The organism is Diplocloster hominis (assembly GCF_032380655.1).
Taxonomy (GTDB): domain Bacteria; phylum Bacillota; class Clostridia; order Lachnospirales; family Lachnospiraceae; genus Diplocloster; species Diplocloster hominis.
In genome coordinates this window covers 18,691-43,891 of record NZ_JAWDIY010000008.1, presented here as the reverse complement: position 1 = coordinate 43,891, position 25,201 = coordinate 18,691, and the positions used below count along the sequence as shown (strand labels likewise).

The 25,201-nt window shown below is 49.6% G+C and carries 23 protein-coding genes; 7 read left to right on the top strand and 16 right to left on the bottom strand.

The annotated features are described in order from the left end of the window. The first annotated feature begins 125 nt into the window (after positions 1-125). The 6 genes from ABC831_RS09335 to ABC831_RS09310 all read left to right on the top strand — a co-directional run bounded on the left by ABC831_RS09335 (position 126) and on the right by ABC831_RS09310 (position 6,258). Positions 126-1,385, top strand: a complete 1,260-nt coding sequence (locus ABC831_RS09335) for an FAD-dependent oxidoreductase (protein ID WP_343247876.1) — start codon at positions 126-128, stop codon at positions 1,383-1,385. Between the two features lie 42 nt (positions 1,386-1,427). After that, positions 1,428-1,706 carry a ferredoxin family protein gene (locus ABC831_RS09330; protein ID WP_343247875.1) on the top strand — a complete coding sequence of 93 codons (279 nt, stop codon included), beginning with the start codon at positions 1,428-1,430 and terminating at the stop codon, positions 1,704-1,706. Positions 1,707-1,753: 47 nt separating this feature from the next. Beyond that, positions 1,754-2,557 carry an electron transfer flavoprotein subunit beta/FixA family protein gene (locus tag ABC831_RS09325; RefSeq protein WP_343247874.1) on the top strand — a complete coding sequence of 268 codons (804 nt, stop codon included), beginning with the start codon at positions 1,754-1,756 and terminating at the stop codon, positions 2,555-2,557. After that, a complete protein-coding gene (locus ABC831_RS09320) occupies positions 2,554-3,561 on the top strand; it encodes an electron transfer flavoprotein subunit alpha/FixB family protein (protein ID WP_343247873.1) in 1,008 nt (335 codons plus the stop codon). The genes ABC831_RS09325 and ABC831_RS09320 overlap by 4 nt, the downstream gene beginning before the upstream one ends. A 226-nt stretch (positions 3,562-3,787) precedes the next feature. Then, on the top strand, positions 3,788-5,401 hold the full coding sequence (locus tag ABC831_RS09315; protein WP_343247872.1) for a sensor domain-containing diguanylate cyclase: 1,614 nt from the start codon (positions 3,788-3,790) through the stop codon (positions 5,399-5,401). Positions 5,402-5,505: 104 nt separating this feature from the next. After that, the gene (locus ABC831_RS09310; protein WP_343247871.1) at positions 5,506-6,258 is read left to right on the top strand and encodes an SDR family NAD(P)-dependent oxidoreductase; all 753 of its coding nucleotides are present in this window, start codon (positions 5,506-5,508) and stop codon (positions 6,256-6,258) included. Between the two features lie 44 nt (positions 6,259-6,302). Here ABC831_RS09310 and ABC831_RS09305 read toward each other — a convergent pair whose 3' ends face one another. The 13 genes from ABC831_RS09305 to ABC831_RS09245 all read right to left on the bottom strand — a co-directional run bounded on the left by ABC831_RS09305 (position 6,303) and on the right by ABC831_RS09245 (position 20,739). After that, on the bottom strand, positions 6,303-7,286 hold the full coding sequence (locus ABC831_RS09305; protein ID WP_343247870.1) for an ABC transporter permease: 984 nt from the start codon (positions 7,284-7,286) through the stop codon (positions 6,303-6,305). Between the two features lie 20 nt (positions 7,287-7,306). Further along, complete coding sequence (locus ABC831_RS09300; RefSeq protein WP_343247869.1) at positions 7,307-8,785, bottom strand: ATP-binding cassette domain-containing protein; 1,479 nt, start codon at positions 8,783-8,785, stop codon at positions 7,307-7,309. Beyond that, positions 8,782-9,555 (bottom strand): sensor histidine kinase, encoded by a 774-nt coding sequence (locus tag ABC831_RS09295; RefSeq protein WP_343247868.1) that lies wholly within the window; start codon positions 9,553-9,555, stop codon positions 8,782-8,784. Before ABC831_RS09295 ends, ABC831_RS09300 begins: the two co-directional genes overlap by 4 nt. A 10-nt stretch (positions 9,556-9,565) precedes the next feature. Continuing rightward, positions 9,566-11,167, bottom strand: coding sequence for a response regulator (locus ABC831_RS09290; RefSeq protein ID WP_343247867.1), 1,602 nt, complete (start codon positions 11,165-11,167; stop codon positions 9,566-9,568). A 145-nt stretch (positions 11,168-11,312) separates the two neighbouring features. Continuing rightward, a complete protein-coding gene (locus ABC831_RS09285) occupies positions 11,313-11,969 on the bottom strand; it encodes a nuclear transport factor 2 family protein (RefSeq protein WP_343247866.1) in 657 nt (218 codons plus the stop codon). A 22-nt stretch (positions 11,970-11,991) separates the two neighbouring features. Next, on the bottom strand, positions 11,992-12,858 hold the full coding sequence (locus ABC831_RS09280; protein ID WP_343247865.1) for an MBL fold metallo-hydrolase: 867 nt from the start codon (positions 12,856-12,858) through the stop codon (positions 11,992-11,994). 85 nt (positions 12,859-12,943) lie between these two features. Continuing rightward, a complete protein-coding gene (locus ABC831_RS09275) occupies positions 12,944-13,804 on the bottom strand; it encodes an MBL fold metallo-hydrolase (RefSeq protein WP_343247864.1) in 861 nt (286 codons plus the stop codon). Between the two features lie 109 nt (positions 13,805-13,913). Beyond that, entirely contained in the window at positions 13,914-14,867 is a 954-nt protein-coding gene (locus ABC831_RS09270; RefSeq protein WP_343247863.1) for an ABC transporter ATP-binding protein, read from the bottom strand. A gap of 12 nt (positions 14,868-14,879) precedes the next feature. Beyond that, complete coding sequence (locus ABC831_RS09265; RefSeq protein WP_343247862.1) at positions 14,880-15,914, bottom strand: ABC transporter ATP-binding protein; 1,035 nt, start codon at positions 15,912-15,914, stop codon at positions 14,880-14,882. Between the two features lie 13 nt (positions 15,915-15,927). Further along, complete coding sequence (locus tag ABC831_RS09260) at positions 15,928-16,821, bottom strand: ABC transporter permease (RefSeq protein WP_343247861.1); 894 nt, start codon at positions 16,819-16,821, stop codon at positions 15,928-15,930. Then, positions 16,818-17,792 (bottom strand): ABC transporter permease, encoded by a 975-nt coding sequence (locus tag ABC831_RS09255; RefSeq protein ID WP_343247860.1) that lies wholly within the window; start codon positions 17,790-17,792, stop codon positions 16,818-16,820. Before ABC831_RS09255 ends, ABC831_RS09260 begins: the two co-directional genes overlap by 4 nt. 112 nt (positions 17,793-17,904) lie before the next feature. After that, entirely contained in the window at positions 17,905-19,581 is a 1,677-nt protein-coding gene (locus tag ABC831_RS09250) for an ABC transporter substrate-binding protein (protein ID WP_343247859.1), read from the bottom strand. Between the two features lie 426 nt (positions 19,582-20,007). Beyond that, entirely contained in the window at positions 20,008-20,739 is a 732-nt protein-coding gene (locus tag ABC831_RS09245) for a TMEM164-related integral membrane acyltransferase (RefSeq protein ID WP_343247858.1), read from the bottom strand. Positions 20,740-21,037: 298 nt separating this feature from the next. Between ABC831_RS09245 and ABC831_RS09240 the strand changes: the two genes are divergently transcribed. Further along, entirely contained in the window at positions 21,038-21,871 is an 834-nt protein-coding gene (locus ABC831_RS09240) for a prepilin-type N-terminal cleavage/methylation domain-containing protein (RefSeq protein WP_343247857.1), read from the top strand. On the opposite strand, the gene ABC831_RS09235 is transcribed toward ABC831_RS09240, so the two are convergent. The 3 genes from ABC831_RS09235 to ABC831_RS09225 all read right to left on the bottom strand — a co-directional run bounded on the left by ABC831_RS09235 (position 21,840) and on the right by ABC831_RS09225 (position 25,157). Continuing rightward, on the bottom strand, positions 21,840-23,276 hold the full coding sequence (locus ABC831_RS09235) for an MATE family efflux transporter (RefSeq protein WP_343247856.1): 1,437 nt from the start codon (positions 23,274-23,276) through the stop codon (positions 21,840-21,842). The two genes, ABC831_RS09240 and ABC831_RS09235, sit on opposite strands and share 32 nt — an antisense overlap. Positions 23,277-23,420: 144 nt before the next feature. Continuing rightward, positions 23,421-24,539 carry an aldo/keto reductase gene (locus ABC831_RS09230; protein ID WP_343247855.1) on the bottom strand — a complete coding sequence of 373 codons (1,119 nt, stop codon included), beginning with the start codon at positions 24,537-24,539 and terminating at the stop codon, positions 23,421-23,423. Positions 24,540-24,551: 12 nt separating this feature from the next. Next, positions 24,552-25,157 carry a TetR/AcrR family transcriptional regulator gene (locus ABC831_RS09225; protein WP_343247854.1) on the bottom strand — a complete coding sequence of 202 codons (606 nt, stop codon included), beginning with the start codon at positions 25,155-25,157 and terminating at the stop codon, positions 24,552-24,554. Positions 25,158-25,201: the final 44 nt, after the last annotated feature.

Genomic DNA, 25,201 nt, shown 5'->3' with positions numbered 1-25,201 from the left:
ACAGAACTTAAATGTAAGAATTGAATTATAATAAAGAAATTTCTCCGCAAAAAAGAGAGGTATCAGACAGTTGGCATTGTATTTGCTCTTTAAAATAACAAAATCTTGAAGAAAGAGGTGCACACATGGGCGAAGATAAGTTTGATGTGATTATCGTAGGAGGCGGTCTGGCAGGTTCGACAGCAGCTTATATCCTTGCGCAGGAAGGCATGGAGGTTCTGGTGATTGAACGCGGCAATTACAGCGGCTCAAAAAATATGACAGGCGGCCGTTTATATGGCCACAGCCTGGAAAAAATTATTCCTCAGTTTGCCAAGGAAGCTCCGGTGGAACGAAGGATCAGCAAGGAACGGTTTTCCCTGCTCACAGAAGACAGTGCTGTCACCCTGGAATATGGCAGCGCAAAATTAGGAACACCCGGCTGTGAATCTTATTCCGTACTAAGAGCGGGCTTTGACCGCTGGCTGGCTGAGAAGGCGGAAGAAGAAGGAGCCATGTACATATATGGAATCCGTGTTGACGACCTGATCGTCCGCGACGGAAGAATCTGCGGCGTGATCGCCGGTGACGAAGAGATGGAAGCCGATCTGGTCATCCTGGCTGACGGTGTAAATTCCCTGCTGGCACAAAAAATCGGCATGAAAGAAGAACTTCTTCCATCCCAGTCAGCGGTAGGAGCCAAAGAAATTATCCAGCTGGATGCCGCTACCATCGAACAGCGCTTCCAGTTGAATCCGGGAGAGGGACTGGCCTGGATCTTCCAGGGAGACTGTACGGATGGACGGATCGGGGACGGTTTCCTGTATACCAATAAGGACACGGTATCTCTGGGTGTGCTGACAACCATACAGGACATCGACGACAAGGAAACCACCATCCCCCAGCTGGTGGACCGCCTGAAGAATCATCCGGCGGTGAAACCCCTGATCGAAGGCGGAAAACTGCTGGAATATTCGGCCCATCTGGTTCCTGAGGGCGGTTACTCCATGGTTCCCACACTGTATAAGGATGGGGTATTGTTAGCCGGTGACGCCGCTTCTCTGGTCATCAATCTGGGCTTCATGATCCGGGGAATGGATCTGGCCATCGAATCCGGAAGGCTGGCCGCGCAGACAGCTGTGGCCGCCAAGGAAAAGGGTGATTTCTCAGCTGAGACGTTAGCATCCTATCAGCAGGCCCTAGAGGACAGTTTCGTAATGAAAGACCTGAAATTCTATGACGGATACGACAAGGTTATGGAGGACCGGCGCCTATATCAGGATTGCCCGGCAAAAGCAGACCGGTTATTTGCGGATTTGTTTGTCGTTAATGGAACCGGCGCAAAAGATATTTCCAAAAAAATCGTGCCCGGTCTGATCGAGGGGCTTAAGAAATACAACGGGTAATCTCAATTGAGCCCGATTAATTAAAGAAGGAGAGGATCGAAAATGACCATAGAAGATAAGTTGGGTGTGGATAAATTTCATACGGACGAGATTAACAGTCATATTGAGGTAGATAAAGAGTCCACGGACATGGAGGAGATCAAAAAAGTCATCAAGGCATGTCCCGCCGGGCTGTATAAGCTGGATGATGAAAATCATCTGCTGTTTGACCATCTGGGCTGCCTGGAATGCGGCACCTGCCGGGTGTTAAGCAAGGGGAAGATTGTCAAGGATTGGGAATATCCGATCGGAACCAAAGGGATCGAGTATCGTATGGGCTGATGTCCTGCAGAGACAGACGGCTAATAAGAAAGGAGATTTACCAGAATATGAATATCATCGTATGTATGAAACAAATCCCGGACACTTCTGAGATTAAAATTGATCCGGAGACAAATACACTAATCCGCGCCGGCGTACCCAGTATCGTTAATCCATATGACAAAAACGCGCTGGAAGCGGCCGTACAGTTAAAAGAGCAGCACGGGGGAACCGTGACCGTAATCAGCATGGGACCGCCCGCTGCAAAAGAAGCGTTAAAAGAGTGCCTCTCCCTGGGCGCAGACCGGGCATTTCTCGTCACGGACCGGGCGTTCGGCGGATCAGACACCTATGCCACCAGCTATATCCTGGCGTCATCCATCCAGCATATCGGAGATTATGATCTGATCATCTGCGGAATGCAGGCCATGGACGGGGATACCGGGCAGACCGGCGCCAGTATGAGTGAACATCTGGGAATTCCGCAGCTTACCTATGCCGTTAAAATCGAGGTTGCGGATGACACCGTAACCGTACACCGGGAAACAGATGACGGCGTAATGGTGATTTCCACCAAGCTTCCCGCTCTGTGCACCGTTGGAAAAGACATCAACGAACCCCGTACCGCTACCATGAAGAGTAAGATGCGGGCCAACAAAATAGACATCGCGGAAATCCATGTAGATGACATGCCCGATATTGACCGGGAAAAGATCGGTCTGAAAGGTTCTCCTACCCGGGTTAAGAAAACTTATACGCCAACCATTAAAAAATCAGGTAAAAAATTAGAAGGATTGACCTGCGATGAAGCCGTGGAAGCCCTTGCCGGTTTCCTGACGGAAAAGAAAATCCTGAAAGGAGAATTGGTATGAGCTTTCCGGAATATAAAAATGTATGGGTATTTATGGAAACCTTTGAAGATGAACCAAAGAATGTAGGCATGGAGCTGCTGGGACAGGCAAAACAGCTGGCGGATAAGCTTCAGGAAAAAGTAGGCGCCGTGGTAATCTGTGAGAACCCGGACAAAGCGATCCAGGCCGCCGGAGAGTACGGCGCAGATGAGATCTACGTGGTATCCGGGGAGCAGTACCGGCATTTCAATACAGAGACTTATTCTTATGCTTTAACCGAACTGATTCAAAAGCATAAACCTTCCGCTATTTTAATCGGAGCCACCCACAATGGCCGTGATTTAGGTTCCAGAACCGCCGTCCGCGTACATACCGGATTAACTGCCGACTGTACCGGGCTGGACATCGATCAGGAATCGGGAAATGTAGCTTACACCCGTCCGGCCTTCGGCGGAAACCTGATGGCAACGATCCTGTGTGCCAGCACCAGACCTCAGATGGGAACCATCCGTCCCGGCGCTTTTAAGAAAGGAATCCCTGAGATCGGACGCAAAGGCCATGTGAATACGGAAACTATTCATGTACCCGAGGAAACCATTGTCACCAAACTGCTGGACTTCATTAAAGTGGAGCAGGTCGGCGGCCTTCAGCTGGAAGACGCTGAGATCGTGGTGTCCGGCGGCAGAGGTTTGGGCAAACCGGAGAACTTTAAGGTAATCGAAGAACTGGCCAATGCCCTGGGCGGAGCTGTAGGCGCTTCCCGTGCCGCCGTGGACGCAGGCTGGATTCCCCACGTGCAGCAGGTGGGCCAGACAGGCAAGACCATTTCTCCTAAGTTGTATATCGCCTGCGGTATCTCCGGAGCCATTCAGCATCTGGCCGGCATGAATTCTTCAGAATTCATCATTGCCATCAACAAGGACCCGGAAGCACCGATTTTCAACGCTGCGGACATCGGCATTGTCGGAGATCTCTTTGAGGTCGTACCGGCGCTGACCAAAAAAGTCCTGGAGCTGAAAAAATAATAAGTTGACTTCACCCTCCTATAGTTAGATCCTATATAGAGAGTGCTGCCCGCACTCCCAAAGCCCTCCGCCCTTTCCGTTGGATTAGGCGGGGGGTTTTCCTTTGCTGGTACAGGGCGGCTTAATATGTACAATTCATAAAAAACAACTGAAAAAATAAGACTTCCGGAATCAAATGTGTTAAAATAGATTTAAATTTACATAAAAATATCCGGGGGGATATCCTATGAAGCCGTCAATACCCAAAGTACGTAAGAAAGCCATTATTATTGCCGTAATCGTTATAATCATCAATCTCATCACCATTCTATTTATCAGAACAAAAGAGACTATATTTATCCGGAATAGTTTATCCGAACATTCTCTGGATACCAAAGAACAATTTGAAGAGGTGATGGCCGGTTATAAGCGTTCTTTTCAATTGTTCGTTCAGATGATGTCGCGGGAAATAGAGAACAACCCGGACCCTGACCATATATTGGATTATCTGAAGGGCTTGGATTCCACTCTGCTGGAAATCGTGGGGGAAACCTACGATGGCCTGTACATGTACTATCAGGACCGTTATCTGTACAGCTGGGATACTCCGTATTCGGTGTATGAGGAATCCGGTTACAAGGCAACCGAGCGTCCCTGGTACAAAGATGCGGCAGCAGGTAACGGAGATATCGTTTTTACCCCGCCCTATATGAGTTATGCGAATCACTATATCCTGACTACGATCTCCCAGCTTCAGCCGGACGGGAAAACTGTGTTTGCCTATGACATCAAGATGGGGGATATACAGACACTTGTCTCCTCTATGAATTATTTTGCAGACGAACAGATCATCATATTTGACCGTAATGGCACTGTCATCGGCAGTACGGAATCAGATTATCTGGGCGGCAATTTTTTTGCTGGGTTAGAGGACACAGCCCGTGCGGTTTCGGACGCGAAAGCGGAACTGGACAAGGCTGACCCGGGGCAGCCGGAGAATGTGGCGAAACTTAAGGATAAATTTACGTCCACCTCAGCCTTTTATGAATTCCGGCAAGGTTTTGATTCTGCTTTTGAGCTTCTGAAAAATTCCGAAGGCCAGTCGGTTTCCTATTATATTGACAATACCAAATACTACGGATATCTGCTTTCCCAGGAGGATTTCAGTTTTCTGGTATTTGTACCGGTTGTGCCGGTGCTCAAGGGTTCCCTGAATATTTGGCTGGTTCCTCTGCTCCTGATAGAATTATTATTAATCTATGTTCTGGGCCGTATCGTCAAAGGACAAAAAAACCGGGAATTAAAGGCCGCTTATGTACAGCTGGGCCAGACACAGCGACGGTTGGAAATCGCGTTATCCGCCGCGCAGAAGGCTGCCGCCGTGGATGAGCTCACCGGCATGATGAACTACCGTTCCTTCAAAAAAGAACTGACCGATACGCTGGATTCCATGGGGCCGGATGATCACGGTATTCTGATTATGATAGACGGCGATCATTTTAAGAACATCAATGATACCTATGGGCATAATACCGGCGACGATGTCATCAAATTGACAGCCCAGATGATCGTCGGACGAATCCGGACGATTGATATCGCGTCCCGCCTGCACGGCGATGAATTTGCCATATTTGTATCAGCTACCGAAGATTATTCGGTGGCCAAACGAATCATGGAGGATATTAACAGCACCTTGGAAAAGGAAGCCCTGAAACGGAACATGCCCACCATCACCCTGTCTGCCGGCGCCGTAGCCGCGCGGCACGGTGATACTTATACCGCGCTTTCCAAAGCAGCAGATATGGTTTTATATAAAGCGAAAGAGACACATAACGGAGGATTCGCTTATCCTGAGTCTTAGCTGTGTCTTACTGGGAGAATTATTTTACCCGTTTCCCACCTGCGGTAAAATGATAGATAAAATTTTTATAGTAGAAATAATAGAAACCGGAAAGGAGAAACAGTATGAGAAATGTAGTAGTAACCGGCGGAAGCCAGGGGATCGGAAAAGCAACGGTAAAAGCGTTTCTGGCTGAAGGCGACCGCGTGCTCTTTACCTCACGTCACGCGGAACCCGCGGAAAAATTTATGGAGGAAATGAATTCAGACCGCCTCTTCTACCTGAACGGCGACAGTGCGTCAGAGACCGGTTCCAAAGCTCTGGCGGAGTATGCCAAAAAGACGTTGGGCGGCTGTGATGTTCTGGTGAACAACGCAGCGATCTTCATCGGCGGAGCCGTACATAATACAAGCATTGAGGATTTTGATAAGGTTTTTAATGTGGATGTGCGAGGGGTATTTCTGCTGTGTAAGGCGTTCCTGCCCGAGATGATGGAGCAGGGATCCGGGAATATCGTTAATATCGCTTCCCTGGCGGGACTGGGCGGCGCCTACAATATGACCGCTTATTCCATGGCAAAGGCCGCTATAGTCAGCCTGACCAAGAATATGGCGATGGATTACGGCCGCCTGGGTATCCGGGTGAATGGCATCTGTCCCAGCGCTACTCTCACTGAGATGTTCTTCACCGGCAATCCTCCGGAAGTAGTGGAGACTTTTAAAGCAAATAACCCCATGGGACGTCTGGGCAAACCGGAAGAGATCGCCGACGCGGTGGTCTATCTGGCTTCTGATAAGGCATCCTATGTCAATGGACAGCTTCTGAGCGTAGACGGAGGCCTGGCCTCCTGGAACCGGGAGGCTAAGCAGGACCGCTGACCGGCGGGCAGCCGTATCGATGAGAAGCTTTCCCAGGATCCTCCTTATCCTTTTCTCCTGCCCCTGCCCAGCAGCGAATGTCCCGCGTCATACTGTCTGCGCACATTCCTGCTGAAATATCCGGATCTCATAAACGCCCAGGCCAGAATCCCGCCCATTACGATATACTGAATAAACTGATTCCACCCCATCAATTTCATCCCTGTCTCGATGGTTTCCAGAATCAGTACTCCCATCACCAGACGCCAGGCATGGTAACCGCTGCCGGTTTTCGACGCCTGCGATTTCACAGCGCCGCTTAAATACACCGCAGTAATGCCGAAGATCTCCATACCGGAACCATTGTAGGACGTAGCTCTCCCATATTGGGAAATCATGATCAGTGCGGCCAGCGCACAGAAAAAGCTGCTGATGAGAAAACAAATCATTTTCACCAGAGCCACATTGACATTCGACTGCCACACCGCCTCCTCATTTTCCCCGATCGCCTTGATATAGCGGCCCAGATACGTGAATGCAAAGACAAATGCGGCAACCAGCAGACACAAGCCTGCGATCCAGATATCGGTATGGATCCCCAGTATCTTCGTCTGTGTCAGCACACGGAAGGAGGCGGGCAGATTCGAAAACACACTGCCGGATGATATGGTATAAGAGATCCCTTTGAAAATCACCTGCGTGGCAAAGGTCGCAGCGAACGGGGCCAGCCCCAGCACCGCCGTCAGGAAACCATTCAGCAGCCCGCAGAAAAGTCCCGCCAGCAGACTCAGCAGAACCACGATGGCCGGATGTACCCCTGCGCTAAGCAGCCGCCCCGCCAGCACCGACACCAGCGAGATCTGATATCCCGCAGAAAAATCGATCCAGCCGCCGGCCATCACAAAGGAAAGCCCGATGGTCATAATCACTACATAGGTATTGCGCCAGATGATTTTCCCGAGGCTGTAACCCTCCAGGAAATCCGGGGACAGCATGGTAAACATCAGCATGATTAGCCCATATAAGCCGAATATATAGAGATTATGCAATCGCTTTCCCGGAAAAACCTTTAAATTTCCTTCTCTGCGGACCATGACACCCCTCCATCCATATCTGCCGTTCTCTCATAGGGAACGTTATAATGAATTCCATTTTCCGTAATCATGATATAGCGGTCTGCGAAATCCTCCAGTAACTCCGTCCCGGACAGCAGCAGGCATACCGCTGCCCCGCCAGCCGACAGATCCAATAACCCTTTCCGGACGATCTGGTATGTATAGACATCCCTGTTCGTGCTGACGATCCGTCCGATCAGCACGTCAGGACGCCGCAGCATCATTCTGTATACAACAATCGCAGCCTTGGCACGTCTGGACAACTCCCTGCTGTCCGGCTGCTCCATAACCCGTTCATTTTCATACCACTCGGAAAATTCCTGTTTTACGCTGCGGATCCGGCGCGGCTTGATCACTCCCAGAGTGGAGAAACGCCGGTATACACCCATGCACAGATTGTCCGCCGGCGCAAGGCCTGCCGCCAGCTGGTCATGACCGCCAAAGCTCATGGCCAGAACATGCGGGCGCACATGGCCGTTCCTGTTATCACCGGCCGTTCTGTTGAAATTCACGGAAACGGAACCGTTGGCTACGTCCCCGTCCCCGCTCAGGGCTTTTAAGGATGTTCTGGTAAGGTCGATCACTATCGTTATCTCTCCCCGATACAGTTCGACCTCCAGAGGCTGTCCCGTATAGGTGTCGAAGCTCACCTGACAGACCCTCTCTTTTTTCACCGCCTCTACAGGGTTCTTTTCCACCGGTGTAGACGGCAGCAGCACGCTGACCATACGGTTGATCCGGTCCAGCTGCTCCGGGATATTACAAAATATGCGGAGCACTTTCCCCCGGGACAGGAAGGCGATCCTGTCCGTGGTAGCCTTGATGGCCTCCATGTGGCTGCTGATGACGAGAAATGAGATTCCGTTGTCCTGGATTAGTTTCATCAGCTGGCGGATCTTACGATACTCATCCGCGGTAAAGTTAAACGGGAACTCATCGATCAGTATGATCTGAGCTCCCATCACATAGGCCTTCAGGATCTCCACCATATAGTGTTGGGCCGGTGTAAGCCCGCCCGCCAGACATCCCGCATCGATCTGCAGCCCATATTCATCCAGCAGGCTCTGTGCCTGCTTTCTCATGACTGCCGGGTTCATCAGGAAAGAAAAATGGCGCCGCCTGCGGATAACCAGAATATTTTCCCATACCGTGCGTGCCGACACCAGGGAACTTCTAGGCAGTATCCGGATCACGGACAGGGATTCTGTCTCTCTCGTAATGCGCGTATGCGGAACACCATTCAGGAAAAGGATACCGGAAGCCGGAGCAATCCGATTCACCAATACCTGTACCAACGCGTTCCGTATGGATTTTGAGACACTGAAAATGCCCAGGCTCTCGCCTTGAAACACATTCAGGTTCAAACCGTCCAGTACCGGTCTGTCATCCTGCATATATACAATTTCTCTGGCGCGGAACAATTCTCTTCTCATAGATTCTGTACCGACAGGCAAAAGGGAAAGAACAGCTCCACATCAGTCCCCATGCCCGGGCAGCTGTTGATTCCCAGTCCGTATTCCTCTCCGAAATATAGCTTGATTCTTCGGTCCACGTTCTGCATTCCGATACCTGTCCGCCGCTCCTTCTCCCCCGCCGGAAGAACATCGGCACGAATACGGTCCGTAAACCTTTCCAGTGTTTCCGCATCCATTCCCCGTCCATTATCCGAAACCACTACGCTGACATGCCGGTCGATCTTCTGAATCCTGATTTTCAATTCCCCCCCAGCGGTAACCTGTGAAAATCCATGTATAATCGCGTTCTCCACCACCGGCTGTAACGTGAGCTTCGGCAGCACCGCGTCCAGCAGGAGCTCATCTTCTTCCTCCATCACCATCCGGTAACGGAAACGGTCCCGGAACCGGAACTTCTGGATGGAAATATAGCTGTTTACATTTTCCAGTTCATCCTTTAATGTAACCAGATCGCTCTTCCCGCTGATACTGTAGCGGAAAAAATGCGACAGCGCCTGAGTGATCGCCGCTATGTCTTCCGACCCGTCGATCAGTGCCTGTCCCCGGATGCACTCCAGGGCATTGTAAAGAAAATGCGGATTGATCTGATTCTGAAGGGTCTGAATGCTGGCCTGCTTCATCAGAATATCCCTCTCATAATTTCTGGTGGCCTCTCTGGAAGCCTGCGCTAACCGTTCCTGGATGATCTGCTCCAGACGTTCTTCGGTAAGAATCCTCCATTTTTTCACATGCAACACCTCAACCGTAGATTTTCCGGTACTCCGCCGGCGTGATTCCGGCGGCTTTTTTAAAAATCTTGCTGAAATATTTCGGATCCTTGAAACCCACTGCGTCTGAGATCTCCAGGATGCTCAGATTACTTCGCTTTAACAGGTCTTTTGCTTTCCTGATCCGATAATCCGTGACATATTCTGAGAAATTCTGTCCCACTTCCCGTTTGAACATGCCTGAGAAATAGACCGGGCTTAACGTCACTTCGTTTGCCACGATCTCCAGACTGATGTGCTCCTTATAATGTTCTTCAATATATGTGACGGCCTGCCGGATAGGCCGGGCATTCTGGGTATGGGTATGCTCCATAATATCCTCCATAATGCTCGAAAACTTCTCCTGAAACGCCGCCGCGTATTTTTCCATCGTGTAAGCCATCATCAGCTCATAGGCCGTCTCCTTAGCCAGGATATTCACATCCGCGAACCCATCGATCAATTTTTCATTGATATCGAAAAATGCATTTTTCAGATCTTTTAACGACTCATAGGCGGTAGCTCCCCCCAGAATATGCTTTGGCAATGCGAAGAGTTCCCCGGTGAAGCGGCGAAATTCCGTGACATTCAGCGTCTCGAAAGAATGCCGGATCTCTGCGGCCAGCTTTTTCATCTTATCCTGATACAGTGACTGGGAAGAGTCCTTCGTCTCACCGAAAAAGATCACCTTCTGAAACCCCAGCACCATGCGGGCCCAGATCGCTTTCTGCGCTTCATCCCGGGAACATATGGCCCCGGCCAGCTCCGGATATTCATCCCCGATTCCCACGGTTACGTACAGCCCTGAGAAGAGGTCGGTCACATTTTTCACCTGGAGCAGCAGCGCCGGCATATTCTGCCTGATTTCCCTGTCTTTTTCCCTCTCATAATTCAGCAGGATTTCCACCCGGTCCGTTTTCCGGTCGTACAGAATGTCGTAGCACAGAGGGCCGAAGATTCTGTCCATGGTCTCTTCTACCTTCTTTTGCAGAGAGGACAGATTATCATAGATCACCTTGATATCATCCGTATAGTCGATTTTAACCAGTAAGAACCGGAACAGTCCCGTACGGAAGTTCAGGCTGTAAGTGCCGTTCAGACTTTCCATGGATAAATCCGAAGTCTCCGCATCATAGAACGCCTTTTTCATAAAAAAACTGCGGAGCATCCCGGTATTGTCCTGGGAAGACGCGCCGTTCGCCCGAAGATCCTCAGAAATTTTCTCCAGCGCGCTGTTTAATTCCTTAGCATCGATGGGCTTCAAGAGATAGTCGGCTACATCGTATTTTAACGCGTTATAGGCATAATCAAACTGACGGTATCCGCTGATCACCACAAACCGGCAGGGGTAGCCCCGCTGCTTCGCTAACCGGATCACGTCCAGGCCGTCCATCAGAGGCATGCAGATATCCGTGATAACGATATCCGGCTGTTCCGACTCGATCAGGGACAGTAGCTCCCCGCCGTCGTAGGCATGTCCGGTCAGCATGAGGCCCAGCTCATCCCAGTTGATCAGTTTGGCCAGCATACTGCAGATGAGCTGCTCATCGTCTGCGATTACCACCTTAAGCTTCGCTGCTATTGCCCCGCACATAGTTCATCCCCCTTATATTTGCTTCTTCGATCATATCACGACTGGGTGCAAACTTCAAATGCTACTGTTTATACTATGCCGCTATACTATGCTGCTCCAAAAACACTGCTGTATTTTTATCTTTGCTTCCGGATCGCTGTCATTTCTATTCTGCAGTCAGCCAGCGGGAGCTTTCTTCATAGAGACGGTTCAGGGTCTCCGGACGGTCCGCTCCGGCCCACTGGTCCGCGTTTTTGAGGCCGCCCATAAAGGCGTCGCGTCTGATTGCCATGTTCCAGTTGATGGGACGGTATTTGGTGAGTTCGGTCCTGGGGATCTGGAATGTGCTGTCGGTGAATACCGGGTCCATACGGTCTTTTTCGTAGATTCCTTCGAAGTAGAGAATGCCCCATCTCCCGGCGCGTTTTTCTACACGGTAGTGCATACGGCACCAGCACTGGGAGTCCATCCACTCGACACCCAGTTTGGAGCGGAAATTAAGGAAGCAGAGGACTTCGGCGATGGCGCGGCTGCCCTTTAGCCAGACTACGGTGTTATTGATCCGGTGGCCGTGCATTTCATGGGGTTCCCCCTGGGGCCAGGGCTTGGGCATGATGGTAGGATTCCCCAGGTATTCGCTTACCGGGCCTTTGAACCAGGTGGTGAACAGCCGGCCGTCTTCGTGCCAGAGCTGTCTTTCTTCCTGTTTGTGGCCATAATCGCAGCAGTAACGGTCGTATTCTACCAGCTCCCGGATTCTCATTTTTTCAAACATTTCTTCATCGCTTAGGTTTGCCATTGGCAATTCATAAAACATTTTCATTTTGCTACTCTCCTGTCCGGTATTATTTTATTTTCAGGATATTGGCATCGTATACGACGCTCACCTGGCCACATCTGTGTTCTTTTACGTCATAGGATAACTCTTCCGGATCTATGCAGGGAAAAGGCATTCCCGAAGGAGTGTCTTTGGCAGTCAGCCCTGTCAGGATTTCCCGCATTCCGGTTTGGATGTCACGGGCAGCCGCGAGGGTAAGGGGATACCTCTCATGGCCGGTGTAGATGGTTACCTCTTCCGGCATACGCTCGATGAACCTTTCGTAGTAAAAGACGCTTTCCTTCAGATCCCGGCAGCGCTGGCAAGTGTTGTGCAGTTGGATCGCGTCACCGCCCAATACATAATCTTCAGCTCTGTTATAGTAGACCAGAGAGCCCGGGGTATGCCCAGGGAGTTTAATAACTTCGAGTTTTACTCCGCCAAGATCGATTATTTCCCCGTCATCGATATTTTGGAAGGTTATGTCTTCGTTGTGCAGATAGTGTTCTTCACAGTATTTTAAGACATCCGGGTTGTTTTTGCAGAACACGCTCAGGTCGCTTAGACGCCTTTTTACATTCAGGTTCCAGGCCAGTTTGGGCAGTTCGCGTTCGTTCATGTAGGCTTCGTCGAAGAGCATGGCTCCTCCGGAGTGATCCAGGTCCACATGCGTCATGTATGCACACATCGGGTTATGACTGGCGGTAATGTTCTGTTCTATGTAGCTGCGCAGACCGGATGTTACTCCCAGGCCGGTATCAAATATGCCGGTCTTATGGTCTCCCAGGACAATATAGATGTTAAAGATGTTTTCCGGATTTAAGTAGCATTCCCGGATCAGGTACAGACGGTCTCTCAGTTTTTCATGGGACAGGAAAGTAAAATCATTTATCATAGTATAATGTGTCATCCTTTCTGGATTCTTTCTCAAAATGAGGGTACGGCTTTTATAGTCGGATGGTAAGGTCTTGGCCGCGGTTTCAGGCATTTCGGGGAAGAACTTTGGCATCGTATGGCACTTGATAGGAACCACACTTGTGTTGGCGAACATCATATTCCAATTCTTCCGGATCTACATATTCGAAGATCAGTTGAAACGGCTCATCCTCCTGCGTGTCTCCGGCCAGGATTTCCTCAAATGCCTGCTTTAATTCAAGGCATTCCCGGATCGACTGGGTCTCGTAACCATGATTGCTGTATAACGTGATATCTTCCGGCACCATTTCGATGAATCTGGTGTAGCAGTCCAGACATTCCTGTAAGTCCCTGCATCTCTGCCAGCTGCTGGTCCGCAGTACGGCATCTCCCATGATTGCATAGTTTTCGGCTCTGTTGTAATAGGCCAGTGATCCCGGGGTATGTCCGGGAAGTTTTATTGCCTCCAGCTTTTCATTTCCCAGATCGATCTCGTCACCGTCCTCTATATTTTTGGTCTTCAGCTGTTCATTGTGAACATAATGTTTCCGGCAATAGTCCATCAGTTCCTGGTTATTATGGCTGAACATTTTCAGGTCGCTGAATCTTCGGTCTACATTCAGATTCCATTCCAATTTCGGAAGTTCCCGCTCGTTCATGTACACTTCATCAAATAAGGCTGCCCCTCCGATGTGGTCCAGGTCTCCATGGGTGGTATAGCAGACCATCGGGGTTTTATCGGTGATATATGTCTCAATGTAACGGCGCAGCCCGCACGTTACTCCGAAACCAGCGTCAAACACTGCTGTCTTGTCATCCCCTGTTACAACAAATATATTAAAACAGCTTCCCTTTTCAAAACTTTCATGTACAACGTACAGATGTTTACGAAGCTGCTCATGGGACAGGAAATCAAACTCGTTCATAAATTTATCCTTCTTTCACAATTTAACGTTTTGGGACATGTCCAAATCGATTTGGGACATGTCCATTTCAGTTTGGACATGTCCCAGATCGAATTGGACATGTCCCCAATCACTTGTTTAGTTCCCGGGCTCTGCAGCAGCTGACGAAATGGCCTGGCCTTAATTCTTCCAGCTGCTGAGGTTTACTACAGGCTTCGCTCACGTATTTGCAACGGGCCGCGAACCGGCAGCCGGGTTTGGGATCTACCGGTGAAGTCAGTTCGCCTTCCAAAGGTATGTTTTCCATCGGAGTGTGAATATCCGTCGTGGGGATCGCGGAAAGCAGCGCTCTCGTATACGGGTGCAGCGGCATGGTGAACAGCTCATCTGAAGGGCTGGTCTCTACCAGCTGACCCAGATACATGACGCAGATGTCGTCGGAAATATGCTTCACCACCGACAGATCGTGAGTGATGAACAGATAAGTAAGTCCCATGCTCTCCTGCAGGTCCTGCAGCAGGTTCAGCACCTGGGCCTGTATGGACACATCCAGAGCGCTCACCGGCTCATCACATACGATGAATTTGGGATTCGGCGCCAACGCCCGGGCGATTACGACCCGCTGTCTGCGTCCCCCGTCCAGCTCATGGGGATAGGATGTTCTCAGGCGTTGGTCGATACCCACTAACTCCATCAACCGGTCGGTCTCCTTTGGAATCTGGGTCTGGCTGTAATGGCCGGTCAGTCTGAGCGTCTCCTGTATCGTTTTCTCCACCGTATAGCGGGGATTCAGGGAGGAAAACGGATCCTGGAAAATGATCTGCATCTCTTCCCGGAGCTTTTTTAATTCTCTGCGGCTGACCGATGTGATATCCTTTCCCTCGAATCGGATGCTTCCCCCGGTGCTCTCCAGCAGATGAATCAGCGTCCGGCCAAGTGTAGATTTTCCACAGCCGGATTCCCCTACAATTCCCATGGTCTTTCCCTTTTGGATGGTAAAGGTGACATCATCCACCGCATGCAACAGTCCGCGGGAAGTTTTAAAGTATTTTTTTAAATTCTGTGTTTCCAGCAATGCTGACATTTGACTCCCCCCCTATCTCTTTCTCTCATTGCAGCGGCAGAAATGCCCTGGTGTGAGTTCACTCATCTGAACTTTTTCCTGCCGGCAGGCTTCTGTGGCCAGAGGGCACCTGGGATGGAACCGGCAGCCCGCCGGCAGATCCGTAGGATCCGGAGGCAGTCCGACTATTGGTTTTAAACGGCTGGCAGAGCTGTCCAACTTCGGGAGAGCATCGAACAGGCCGATCGTATACGGATGGGAGGGATGATCGAAGATATCCTCCTTCGTGCCGCTTTCTACGATCTCACCTGCGTAGATCACCGATACGTCGTCACAGTTCTGCGCCACCACTCCCAGGTCATGGGTAATCAGAATCATTGAGGTGTTCAGCTTCTGCTTTAAGTCATTTATCATGCGCAGAACCTGAGCCTGGATAGTCACATCCAGGGCAGTAGTAGGTTCATCGGCCAGCAATAACTCAGGCCGGCAGGCCAGCGCGATCGCGATCACAACGCGCTGTTTCATGCCGCCCGAGAACTGGTGCGGATACTCACCCGCACGGGCGGCAGGTATCCCGACTAGTTCCAACATCTCTTCCGCACGGGCAGCCGCTTCTCTTTTACCGACATCATTGTGCAGCCGCACCACTTCGGCGATCTGCTGTCCCATCGTTTTCACCGGGTCCAATGCAGTCATAGGGTCCTGGAAAATCATGGATACCTGCTCTCCCCGTATTTCCTGCATCTGCTTTTCATTCAGGGATAATATCTCTCTTCCATCCAGCTGAATCTCTCCGCCCGGCACCCTGGATGAGCGCTCCGGCAGAATCCGCATGACGGCCTTGGCGATGGTGGTCTTCCCTGCTCCGGTCTCACCCACCAGCCCAAGCGTCTTTCCCCGCCGAAGGGACAGGGATACGTCATTTACCGCATGTATCACTTCCCCTTCGGACGTGTATTCCACAACAAGATTATTTATTTTTAAAAATGCATCCTGATCCGTTAATTCATCTTTTGTTTCAATAGTTTCTTTCACATGAAGCTGCTCGGATCGCTTTAATTTTTCCATCTCCGGCCTCCTGTTAATTTTTCAGCTTTGGATCCATCGCATCCCGGATACCGTCACCAATGATATTAAAGCAGAGCACACAGACAACGATCAGTATCCCCGGCCCCACCAGCATGTAAGGAAATTGGCGGATATAAGTCTTGGCATCAGCCAGCATGGCTCCCCACTCGGGGCTTGGCGGCTGTACGCCGAGACCGATATAAGCCAGCGTCGCCGCGTTCAGAATCTGAGAAGCGATTCCCATGGTCGCCGCCACGATCACCGGTGTCATAGCGTTCGGCACGATATGGCAGAACATAATCCGGAATACGCTGCAGTTCGTAGCTTTTGCCGCCTCCACATACTCCATCTCCCGTATAGACAACATCTTCGCGCGGATCTCCCGGGCATATATCACAATGGAGCTTACAGCCAGTGCGATCAGCAGATTGGTAAATCCTGCGCCCAGGACCGCTGAGATCGTCAATGACAGAAGGATGCTGGGCAGTGAGGAAAACAGGTCCAGAATCCGAGTGATCACCATATCCACTACTCCGCCGAAATAAGCGGCGATAGCGCCAATTATTACGCCAACCACCAGCGCGATAGCGGTGGAGAACAGGCCAATGGCGATCGAGTATCGGCCGCCGTACAGACAGCGGGAAAATATATCCCGGCCCATGGCATCCGTCCCGAACAAGTGCTTCAGGGAGGGTCCCTGTTTAATCGCTGTGGTATCCATCACCTCATATCCGTACGGAGCAATCAGCGGTGCCATAATACAGGCAATCAGGATGACTAGCAGAATGACCAGGCAGACCATAGCCATCTTTTGTCTGCGGAATCTTCGCCAGAAGACGGCCAAGCTTCCCTCATGTTTCTTACGCTTTTCATTCGGCAAAGACAGGGCAGCTGCTCCTGCACTCATACGGCCACCTCCTTTTTGTTCCTGTTCCGTTTCTTAGAGCTTCCCGCGAAACTGGCCTTGATACGCGGATCCACAAGAGCATATCCAAGATCCGTAATCAGATTCAGCAGGCACACCCAGATCGCGATAAAAATAACCGTTCCCTGCACCACCGGATAATCGCGGCTGTTCAGGGCATTGACCAGATACACGCCGATCCCCGGTATACTGAATACATTTTCGATAATCAGCGATCCCGCGATCCCACCGCTCAGGGTAAAAAACATCTCCGTTATAATTGGTATACTGGCATTGGGCAATGCGTGACGGAAAATAATCCCTTTTCTGGAGAGCCCTTTCGCCCGGCAGGTCACGATATAGTCAGAATTCAAAGATTCCAGCATAGAAGACCTGGTCTGCCTCGCCTGCATGGCGATCCCGATCACCGAATTCGCAATGGTCGGCAAAATGTAGTATTTGAAGCTCCCGATCCCCATCATAGGCAGCCACCCCAGATTCAGCGCAAACACAATTACCAGCATCAGCGCCAGCCAGAACGGCGGAATCGATACAGCTACCAGTGAGAAGAACATCGCGATCCGGTCTTTCCACGTATTCGGGCTCACCGCCGCGATAATCCCTAACGGAATCCCGATCAGTATCGTCAGTACCAGGCTGTTCACCGTCAGCAGCAGAGTCCTGGGAAATCTCTCCAACAGGGCACTCTGAATCGAAGAACCATTTGTAATAGACGTTCCAAAATCAAAATGGAAAAATACATCCTCCACATAATCCTTCAGACGGACAATATATGGCTGATCCAGTCCCAGCTTCTCCCTGATCAGTTCCACATCTTCCTCATCCGCATCCGTACCTGCCACGATCCTGGCCGGATCACCCGGTACGAAATACATCAGCGTAAATATGACTACCGTTACGCTTAAGATAAGCGGTATCATCCACAGAAGCCTTTTTAACACATATTTTATCATGGCATCCTACCTCGTTTACAGCAAACGGCCGTACAACCACCGGCTCCGGCTGCTTCTGCCTTCTGTCGTGATCGTACGGCCGCTGCCCTATTCTTTCTAACCCAGCTGTTTTTTATTGATTGAATTCCGATGAATAAGAGCACGCGCCAGGTATGATACCGTACTGACCGGAAGTGACGAAATTGGTGACACCCGCTTTACCCACGATATATTCCTGATTGTTGAACAAGCCGTAGAAATATCCCATTTCTGTAAAATAGTTGTGGCAGGCCAGAATATCTTCATCCGTCGCATCCTGGCTCAAGCTGTTTGCATAGAGGGATGCCAGCTTCTCATCATTGATCATGTTGGCCTGGCCGTAACTGTTGGTGGCCAGGAAATGCGCCCAGTAGTCGGTCAGCAGCCCGGAGCTCTTCCCTTTAAAGGCTAGAACCATATCCCACTGGTCGTCCTGCGTGCAATAGGTCTCATACAGTGCAGGTTCATAGGCTTTGATTTCCGCGTTGATTCCAGCTGCCAGAAGCTGGCTCTGTAGAATCACCGCCACATTCTGGGTGAAATTAGCACACATCAGGGATATTTTCAGCTCACCGGATTCATAACCGGCTGCTTTCAGATATTCTGCGGATTTGGACAGATCACAGCTGTAGCAGTTTTCTGCGGCCGCATCCGCCATCGCCTGCTGGAACCCGGAATACTGCTGTCCGCCGTCCGTATATTCCACTTTCCCTTCTCCATTGACTGCCGTAGCCAAAAGTGCTTCGTTATCAATGGCATACAGGATCGCCAGCCGCAGATTCTGATCTTTTAATACGCTCTTATCACTGCAATTGAGTACCAGAGAGTAGCAGGGAACACTCAGTTCAGACTGTACGAACCACCCATCCAGTGCCGCCTGGCTGCTGGTATCGTAGAAATATCCGATATTATCCGAATCAATACCGGCAACCATGTCCACTTCGCCGGTCTCCAGAGCGATTGCCAACTGTGCAGTCTCATTGATCACCTTATAAGTAATGGAATTGCAATTCTGCTGTTGAATCACGCTTCTCTTATCCTCTGTCTGCCAGTAATTCTCATTTTTAGTCAGGTTGTAGAAGGAACCCGTCGTATAATCATCCACCAGATAAGGTCCTGTAGCGACCGGATGCAGCGCGTACTTCTCTTCGCCGATACTCTCAAACGTCTCTTTATCCACGATATAGATCATCATAGATTCACAGAAGGATGCATAATCCAGAACCTGCGCGTAGGTAAAATCAAGCGTGTAGTCATCCACCGCTTCCACGTCTAAGATATCTTTGACACGGTTATTATAACCGCCTCCCGCGATACACTGTTCGTAGCTCCACACCACATCTGCGGAGGTGATGGCGCTGCCGTCGGAATCCTTCACGTAATCATAGAGGTAAACCCGGTATGTAAAATCATCCAGCTGTTCATAGCTCTTTCCGATGATACCCACGAAATCCCCGCCGAATGAGGTATAGTTAAACAGGGTCTCATAGATCTCCGCATACATTTTTCTTCCATCTGAGGAGGGTTCCCAGGGAGCCAGGCTGCCCGGATCTGAGGACAGAGCCAAATTGACGTGTTCCGCTACTGCCGCTTTCGCTGTATCCGCCTCCGCCCCCGTGGGCGTCGAAGCCGCTGTGTCTTTGTCCCCCTCTGCAGCAGCGGTATCCACAGGCTGTGCCGTATCACCTGCCGCCGGTTCCTCCTGCCTGCCGCATGCAACCAGGGTAAATGTCATAATTGCTATAAGAATGAATGATACTATCCGTTTCATATGTTTCCTTCTCCTTCTGAATATAGTTTTCTGGTATCTCTTGCAGATGATGGCCATCACTTGTTTTGGGGATTTTATGAAATATGACGAACTCTTTCTACAAAAATGCTATCAGAAAAACAACAAATGCTGCCGACCGGAATACACTTATTATTCTGTTTGACATTTTGAATACTTCTCTTCTATTTATTCGTCTTTTTCTGTTTAAAATGATAACATTTCTTTTTTCCCTTCAAAAGGCATTAAATTTAAGAATAAGTGTCTTTTTTTACTTTTTTAAGTGACAAGCAGAAAATGTATCCGGGAATTCTTTGGGAAAGGTTACACGCTCTCGAATAGAATCTGATATGGAACAAGTTTCAAATAAATTTTAATTAGAAAACAGATGAACAGGCTGCAAAGCCTGTCCAGAGAATATAAATTTAATTATTTCCCGCGCCGTCTCTGCCAAAGATACACTCCGCCATACAGCATCCCCCAGACCAGCAGCACCGTGAAAGCCGCTGCCGGCAGATACCAGGGGCCGAATATCCCCTGAATCACATCCAGAATCGATCCATCAGCGGCCTCGCTGATAAACAGATAGTTACTCTTTAGCTGATGATTAACCGCCGCGTCCACAAAAGCCAGCACAGCCAGAAAGACAAAACAGCCCGGAAGCCTTCTGATCCGCGGTACAAATCCGTCGGCCAGCATCAGTACCGGAATCAAAAACAGCAGTACATGCAGCATAATAAACAGAAGATAATAAATATTAAAAAACGGATAATAGATCTCCCCCGGAGTGATCAGCGCAGCCAAAGCCCCCGGCATCCCAAGGGCAAACACCAGCTCCCGGGGAAATTCTTTTTTGCTGTATACGGCATAGAACTCCACAAACATCATGACATCACAAAGATGCAGCGGCAGATCAAAACGCACAGAAAAGGCTCCGCAAGCGATCCGGAGTATGATCCGGAAGATACAGCCCAGCACCAGAATCCAGGCCAGCAGCCGCAGTATCTTTCTCCGGCGGCCACTGTTCTGTCTTTTGAAAAAACATAAGGCGATAAAGCATCCAAGCAGGACTATAATAAGCCAGGTCAGATGCGCCGCGCTGAAAATCGGAACACCTTTTACATCACCCGGCATCTTTGACAATGGTGTCCAAAAATACACAGCAATCGCCTCCTCAACGAATTTTCGTATCATTAACTCATATGTTCATAAATACTTTATAACATCATATGAAACGCAGACTGATTCCATAATCTTTATTTTACCACGTCGGACATGTCAAATACATGAATTTTCCGGTAGTTTCTGTCTCAATTAGTAATTTTTTCGTGGAAATTTATACTGTTCTGAATTATAATTTATATAAAACAGTATAGATAAACAGCGGGAACGCATGATCCGTCCTGCTGGCGTCTGGGGATCGGAATCCTTAAATGTAAATAAAAAGATGAGGGAATACATGATCGTGAAAAGAAAAAATGACGGCTTCACACTAACCGAAATGATAGTCGTGCTGGTGATTATCGTAATACTTATCGCATTACTGGTACCAACACTGACCGGATATATTGACAAGGCGGCCAAACGCGCCTGCGAGGCCAACAAGGCCAGTCTTCGCCGTGATCTGAATCTGGTGGAGATCGACGAAAAGCTGGGCGGGAAACTGGACGTGGCCGGCCTGCAGGATCTTGCCAAAAAGTCCGATTACAAATGTGCCCAGGGCGGGGTCTATGATGTGACCCGGGCTTCCGACGGCGATATCATGGTCACATGTAAAAAGCATGACGTTAACTATAACTTTAACATGTCCGGAGCCCTGGCTTATGCCATGGCCAACAATCCTGAGCTGGACGCATTGATCCAGTCCTACATAAAAGGCAACAAAAATATCGACTCCTCCTCACAGACAGGAAAAGCCTATGAAAGTGTACTGGCCGCCCTGAAGAACCTGGGTTTTGACCCCGGGCTTCAAAATGTGGGCACCTGGTCCCTGCAGGCGTACAGCACCGGATACCTGTTCTACTGGACAACAGAAGATATTTCCGCCAAATCACCGGGGGATAAAGTAAAAGTCCTGCGTTATAATTCTCTGCGCCAGACCTATACGGCGGGCTATGTAACCGTCGGAACGACTTCGATATCAGCCAGCGATTCTTCCACCGGAACCGCCGTCACATATAATATTCTCGGGCGCGGTGATGCGAACTGGTCTGAATACACGGATATCAAGCAGACAGATAAGGATAAGAAAGATTATGATACTATATATGACGTCTTTCAGCAGATGAATTAAGGTGTTCTTTGCGGAACTGCCATAACACAAACGCCATAGTATACACTGCCATAAATCCCGATACCGCAGGCGCGATCGCACCGATCACCGCCAGATTCTCCGGGCAGTAAGTATACGCCAGCCGGATCAATGGCATCCTGAGCGCCAGCGCCCCAAAGCAGCAGCTCACCATCGTGAACACCGTCTTTGATCTGCCGTTCATATACCCATTCAGGCAGAACACAAAGGAAACCGCCAGATAGTCATAACTGCATGACCGGAAGAACGGGACACCCGCCTCAATAATAGCCGGATCTGAATGAAACACCCCGATCATCGTCTGCGGTGATATCTGTGCCCACAGGAAAAAAAGCGCCGAGGAAAGGAATGCGAAACCGACCGCCGCCATCAGGGACTGCCTGGCCCGCTTCCATTTGCCAGCCCCATAATTCTGGGCGGTAATCGCCGCCAGCGCGCTGGCCAGTGACGTAGCGGGAAGCATGGCAAACACATCATACTTACTGGCGATCCCCACAGCAGCAGCAGCGCTGACCCCCAGCCTGTTGGTTACAGATGTCAGATACAAAAATGACAGTCTCACCATGCATTCCTGAAAAGAGATGGGAATCCCCACAACAGCCAGTTCCCTCACCAGATCCGGATCAATCCGGAAATTCTTCAGCCTGAAGGTAAAGATAAACTTCCTGCGGTTCAGATATAGAATCGAGCAGATCATGCTGATCGCCTGTGAACCTACCGTGGAAAGGGCTGTACCCGCCACTCCCATTCCCATGTATTTTACAAACACTACATCCCCGATGATATTCAGCACACAGGACAGCGCCGCGAAATACATCGGCCGTTTTGAATCCCCATATCCCCGCAGAATCGCGCTGATGGCATGATACCCGCAGATAAAGAAAATACCGAAAAAGCAGATGGTCACATACCGCTTTGCCAGCTCAAAAGACGCTGCCGGTGTCTTCAAAGCCCTCAGGACCGGTTCCCGAAGAAGCAGCATCACCACAGTCAGAACCAGCGCCACCACCGCGAATACCGACAGCGTGGTCCCGATGGTGCGCTCCGCCCTTTTTTCATCTCTCATCCCTATATATTTTCCCACCAGAATGGTCCCGCCCAATGTCAGGCCCGACACCATACTGGTAATAATCTGCGTTACCTGCGTGCCTGTCGACACCGCGGCCACACTCTCCGGCGGGCAGTACCAGCCGATCACCATCAGATCCACAGCCCCATACAGCGCCTGGATAACATTTGCGATCAGAAACGGTACCGAAAATGACAGCAGCACCCGGAATACGTTGCCCTCTGTCAGCAGATTCTCATTTCTGCGGCCAGCAGGACTTTTTTTGTGTCTTATATGCGGATTATGCGCATTTTGGTGCGCGTGTTGTTCTACTTTCATTCTACTTTGTCCCCTCTTTGCTGATATTCTTACGATGTGCAGTCCACCGGAGGCTTATTAATTAAGTACCTTTCTATTGATAAAATAAACCCTCTAGTTAGTAGAGGGTCAATCATTTATTTAACGTTTAACCTATTTAACGATTTATTTCCCAATATAATTCACTTGGGCTCCCAGTTGGCGCATCACTGCGGGAATATCAATTTTCTGGGGACACCGTTTTGAACAGATACCGCATTGGATGCAGTCGTCTGCATTTCTCGTATTGGAAAACATACCTACACGCCATATTTCCCCGCTTGTGCTCATTTCATTATATCTTCGTATTAACAGCGGTATATCAAGCCCCGCAGGGCAGGTATCGCAGCAATAACGGCAGGAGGAACACGGAACTCCCAGATGGGACATAAACACTAATTTTGCTTTATCCAAAATTGCTGCTTCTTCTTGGTTGAGAGGATTGCAGGATTCAAACGTTTTCAGATTATCCCTCACCTGTTCCAGGGTGGACATTCCGCTTAAAATCGTGTACACATTGGGCAGGCCCTGCAAAAAGCGGAAGCCCCATGAAGAAACCGACTGTCCTGGCGCGGCTTCTCTCAGAATCGAGGCGGAATCCTGGTCCAATACGGACAAACGCCCTCCCTTCATCGGTTCCATTACCCAGACAGGAATACCGCGGGCCGTCAGCAGCTCGTATTGTTTTTTTGCCTCCAGCATGGTCCAGTCCACATAATTCAGCTGAATAAGGGCCATGTCGAATTCATCATACCAGTCTAAAAATTGCTCCAAAGCCTCCGGCCCCATGTGGGAAGAAAATCCGATATGGCGGATACGGCCGGCCTTCTGTTGTTTCTTCAAATATCCGAGATAATCCTTTTCCGGACTCATATAGTCACTCAGATATTGTTCCTGTACGCCGTGCAGGAGATAAAAATCAAAATATTCCGTTTTGCAGCGTCGAAGCTGTTCTTCAAACACTTCGTCGATCGGCATTCCCGCGGCCACATAGAACTTACTGGCAAGGTTATAACTTTCCCGGGGATAAGCGGACAGGATTTCACCAACCGCACGCTCAGAATTTCCGTTCAGATAGGTATAGGCAGTGTCAAAATAGTTTACCCCGTTGCTGATAGCAAGATCCATGAGCATACGGGACCGCTCCATGTCAACGCAATCAGGGGCCGCCTCCAGCACGGGAAGCCGAAGGAGCCCAAACCCCAGTGCAGAGATCTGTCTGCCGTTCAAATTTTTATAATACATAAAAACACCTCATCACCCGACTGCATAATAGGGCTCCAGAATCTGTTTCAAAACAGTCTTACAATAGCGCTCATTCCATGCAATCAGATCAAATTCCCCGTCAGTCAAAATAGTATAAAATTGTGCGCCCCAGGTGGACAAGACGATATCTTCCGCCAGAATGTCAAGCGGTGCATCATTACGTAATTCCCCGTTTCTCCGGCTGCTTTCCAGGCATTCTTTCACTTCTTGAATCGTGATATTGATTTTGTTTGCAGGATCATGCAGTGTCGTGGGATTGCTTAAGTGGTAAATGAACCACTGGCGGGTAAAATTAACCCCATACACGTTGACCGCATAATCCATGCTGTTCGTAAAATAGAAAGTGAGCAGATCGATAATGCTCTTCCCCTGTAACTTGCGTACATTTTCCAGATTACGGTCATAGAGGTCCCGCTCCACCGCTATAATCAATTCCTCCTTGGATTTGAAATAGTGATAGAAATTTCCAACCGACATACCACATGCATCGGTGATATCTGAGATGGATATCTTGTCATATCCCTTCTCAGATATTAATTTCTGCGCGGTAGTGAGTAACTTTTCTTTCGCGATGGCAGCCTGTTCTTTACGTTTCATAATTTATCCTCCTTAATTTCAGTGAATTCAATTTACTATATTTT

Excerpts from the sequence above, each read along its gene's own strand:
- ABC831_RS09335 (WP_343247876.1), top strand. The coding sequence starts at position 126 with ATGGGCGAAGATAAGTTTGATGTGATTATCGTAGGAGGCGGTCTGGCA.
- ABC831_RS09330 (WP_343247875.1), top strand. The coding sequence starts at position 1,428 with ATGACCATAGAAGATAAGTTGGGTGTGGATAAATTTCATACGGACGAG.
- ABC831_RS09325 (WP_343247874.1), top strand. The coding sequence starts at position 1,754 with ATGAATATCATCGTATGTATGAAACAAATCCCGGACACTTCTGAGATT.
- ABC831_RS09320 (WP_343247873.1), top strand. The coding sequence starts at position 2,554 with ATGAGCTTTCCGGAATATAAAAATGTATGGGTATTTATGGAAACCTTT.
- ABC831_RS09315 (WP_343247872.1), top strand. The coding sequence starts at position 3,788 with ATGAAGCCGTCAATACCCAAAGTACGTAAGAAAGCCATTATTATTGCC.
- ABC831_RS09310 (WP_343247871.1), top strand. The coding sequence starts at position 5,506 with ATGAGAAATGTAGTAGTAACCGGCGGAAGCCAGGGGATCGGAAAAGCA.
- ABC831_RS09300 (WP_343247869.1), bottom strand. The coding sequence starts at position 8,785 with ATGAGAAGAGAATTGTTCCGCGCCAGAGAAATTGTATATATGCAGGAT.
- ABC831_RS09290 (WP_343247867.1), bottom strand. The coding sequence starts at position 11,167 with ATGTGCGGGGCAATAGCAGCGAAGCTTAAGGTGGTAATCGCAGACGAT.
- ABC831_RS09285 (WP_343247866.1), bottom strand. The coding sequence starts at position 11,969 with ATGAAAATGTTTTATGAATTGCCAATGGCAAACCTAAGCGATGAAGAA.
- ABC831_RS09280 (WP_343247865.1), bottom strand. The coding sequence starts at position 12,858 with ATGATAAATGATTTTACTTTCCTGTCCCATGAAAAACTGAGAGACCGT.
- ABC831_RS09275 (WP_343247864.1), bottom strand. The coding sequence starts at position 13,804 with ATGAACGAGTTTGATTTCCTGTCCCATGAGCAGCTTCGTAAACATCTG.
- ABC831_RS09270 (WP_343247863.1), bottom strand. The coding sequence starts at position 14,867 with ATGTCAGCATTGCTGGAAACACAGAATTTAAAAAAATACTTTAAAACT.
- ABC831_RS09265 (WP_343247862.1), bottom strand. The coding sequence starts at position 15,914 with ATGGAAAAATTAAAGCGATCCGAGCAGCTTCATGTGAAAGAAACTATT.
- ABC831_RS09260 (WP_343247861.1), bottom strand. The coding sequence starts at position 16,821 with ATGAGTGCAGGAGCAGCTGCCCTGTCTTTGCCGAATGAAAAGCGTAAG.
- ABC831_RS09255 (WP_343247860.1), bottom strand. The coding sequence starts at position 17,792 with ATGATAAAATATGTGTTAAAAAGGCTTCTGTGGATGATACCGCTTATC.
- ABC831_RS09250 (WP_343247859.1), bottom strand. The coding sequence starts at position 19,581 with ATGAAACGGATAGTATCATTCATTCTTATAGCAATTATGACATTTACC.
- ABC831_RS09240 (WP_343247857.1), top strand. The coding sequence starts at position 21,038 with ATGATCGTGAAAAGAAAAAATGACGGCTTCACACTAACCGAAATGATA.
- ABC831_RS09235 (WP_343247856.1), bottom strand. The coding sequence starts at position 23,276 with ATGAAAGTAGAACAACACGCGCACCAAAATGCGCATAATCCGCATATA.
- ABC831_RS09230 (WP_343247855.1), bottom strand. The coding sequence starts at position 24,539 with ATGTATTATAAAAATTTGAACGGCAGACAGATCTCTGCACTGGGGTTT.
- ABC831_RS09225 (WP_343247854.1), bottom strand. The coding sequence starts at position 25,157 with ATGAAACGTAAAGAACAGGCTGCCATCGCGAAAGAAAAGTTACTCACT.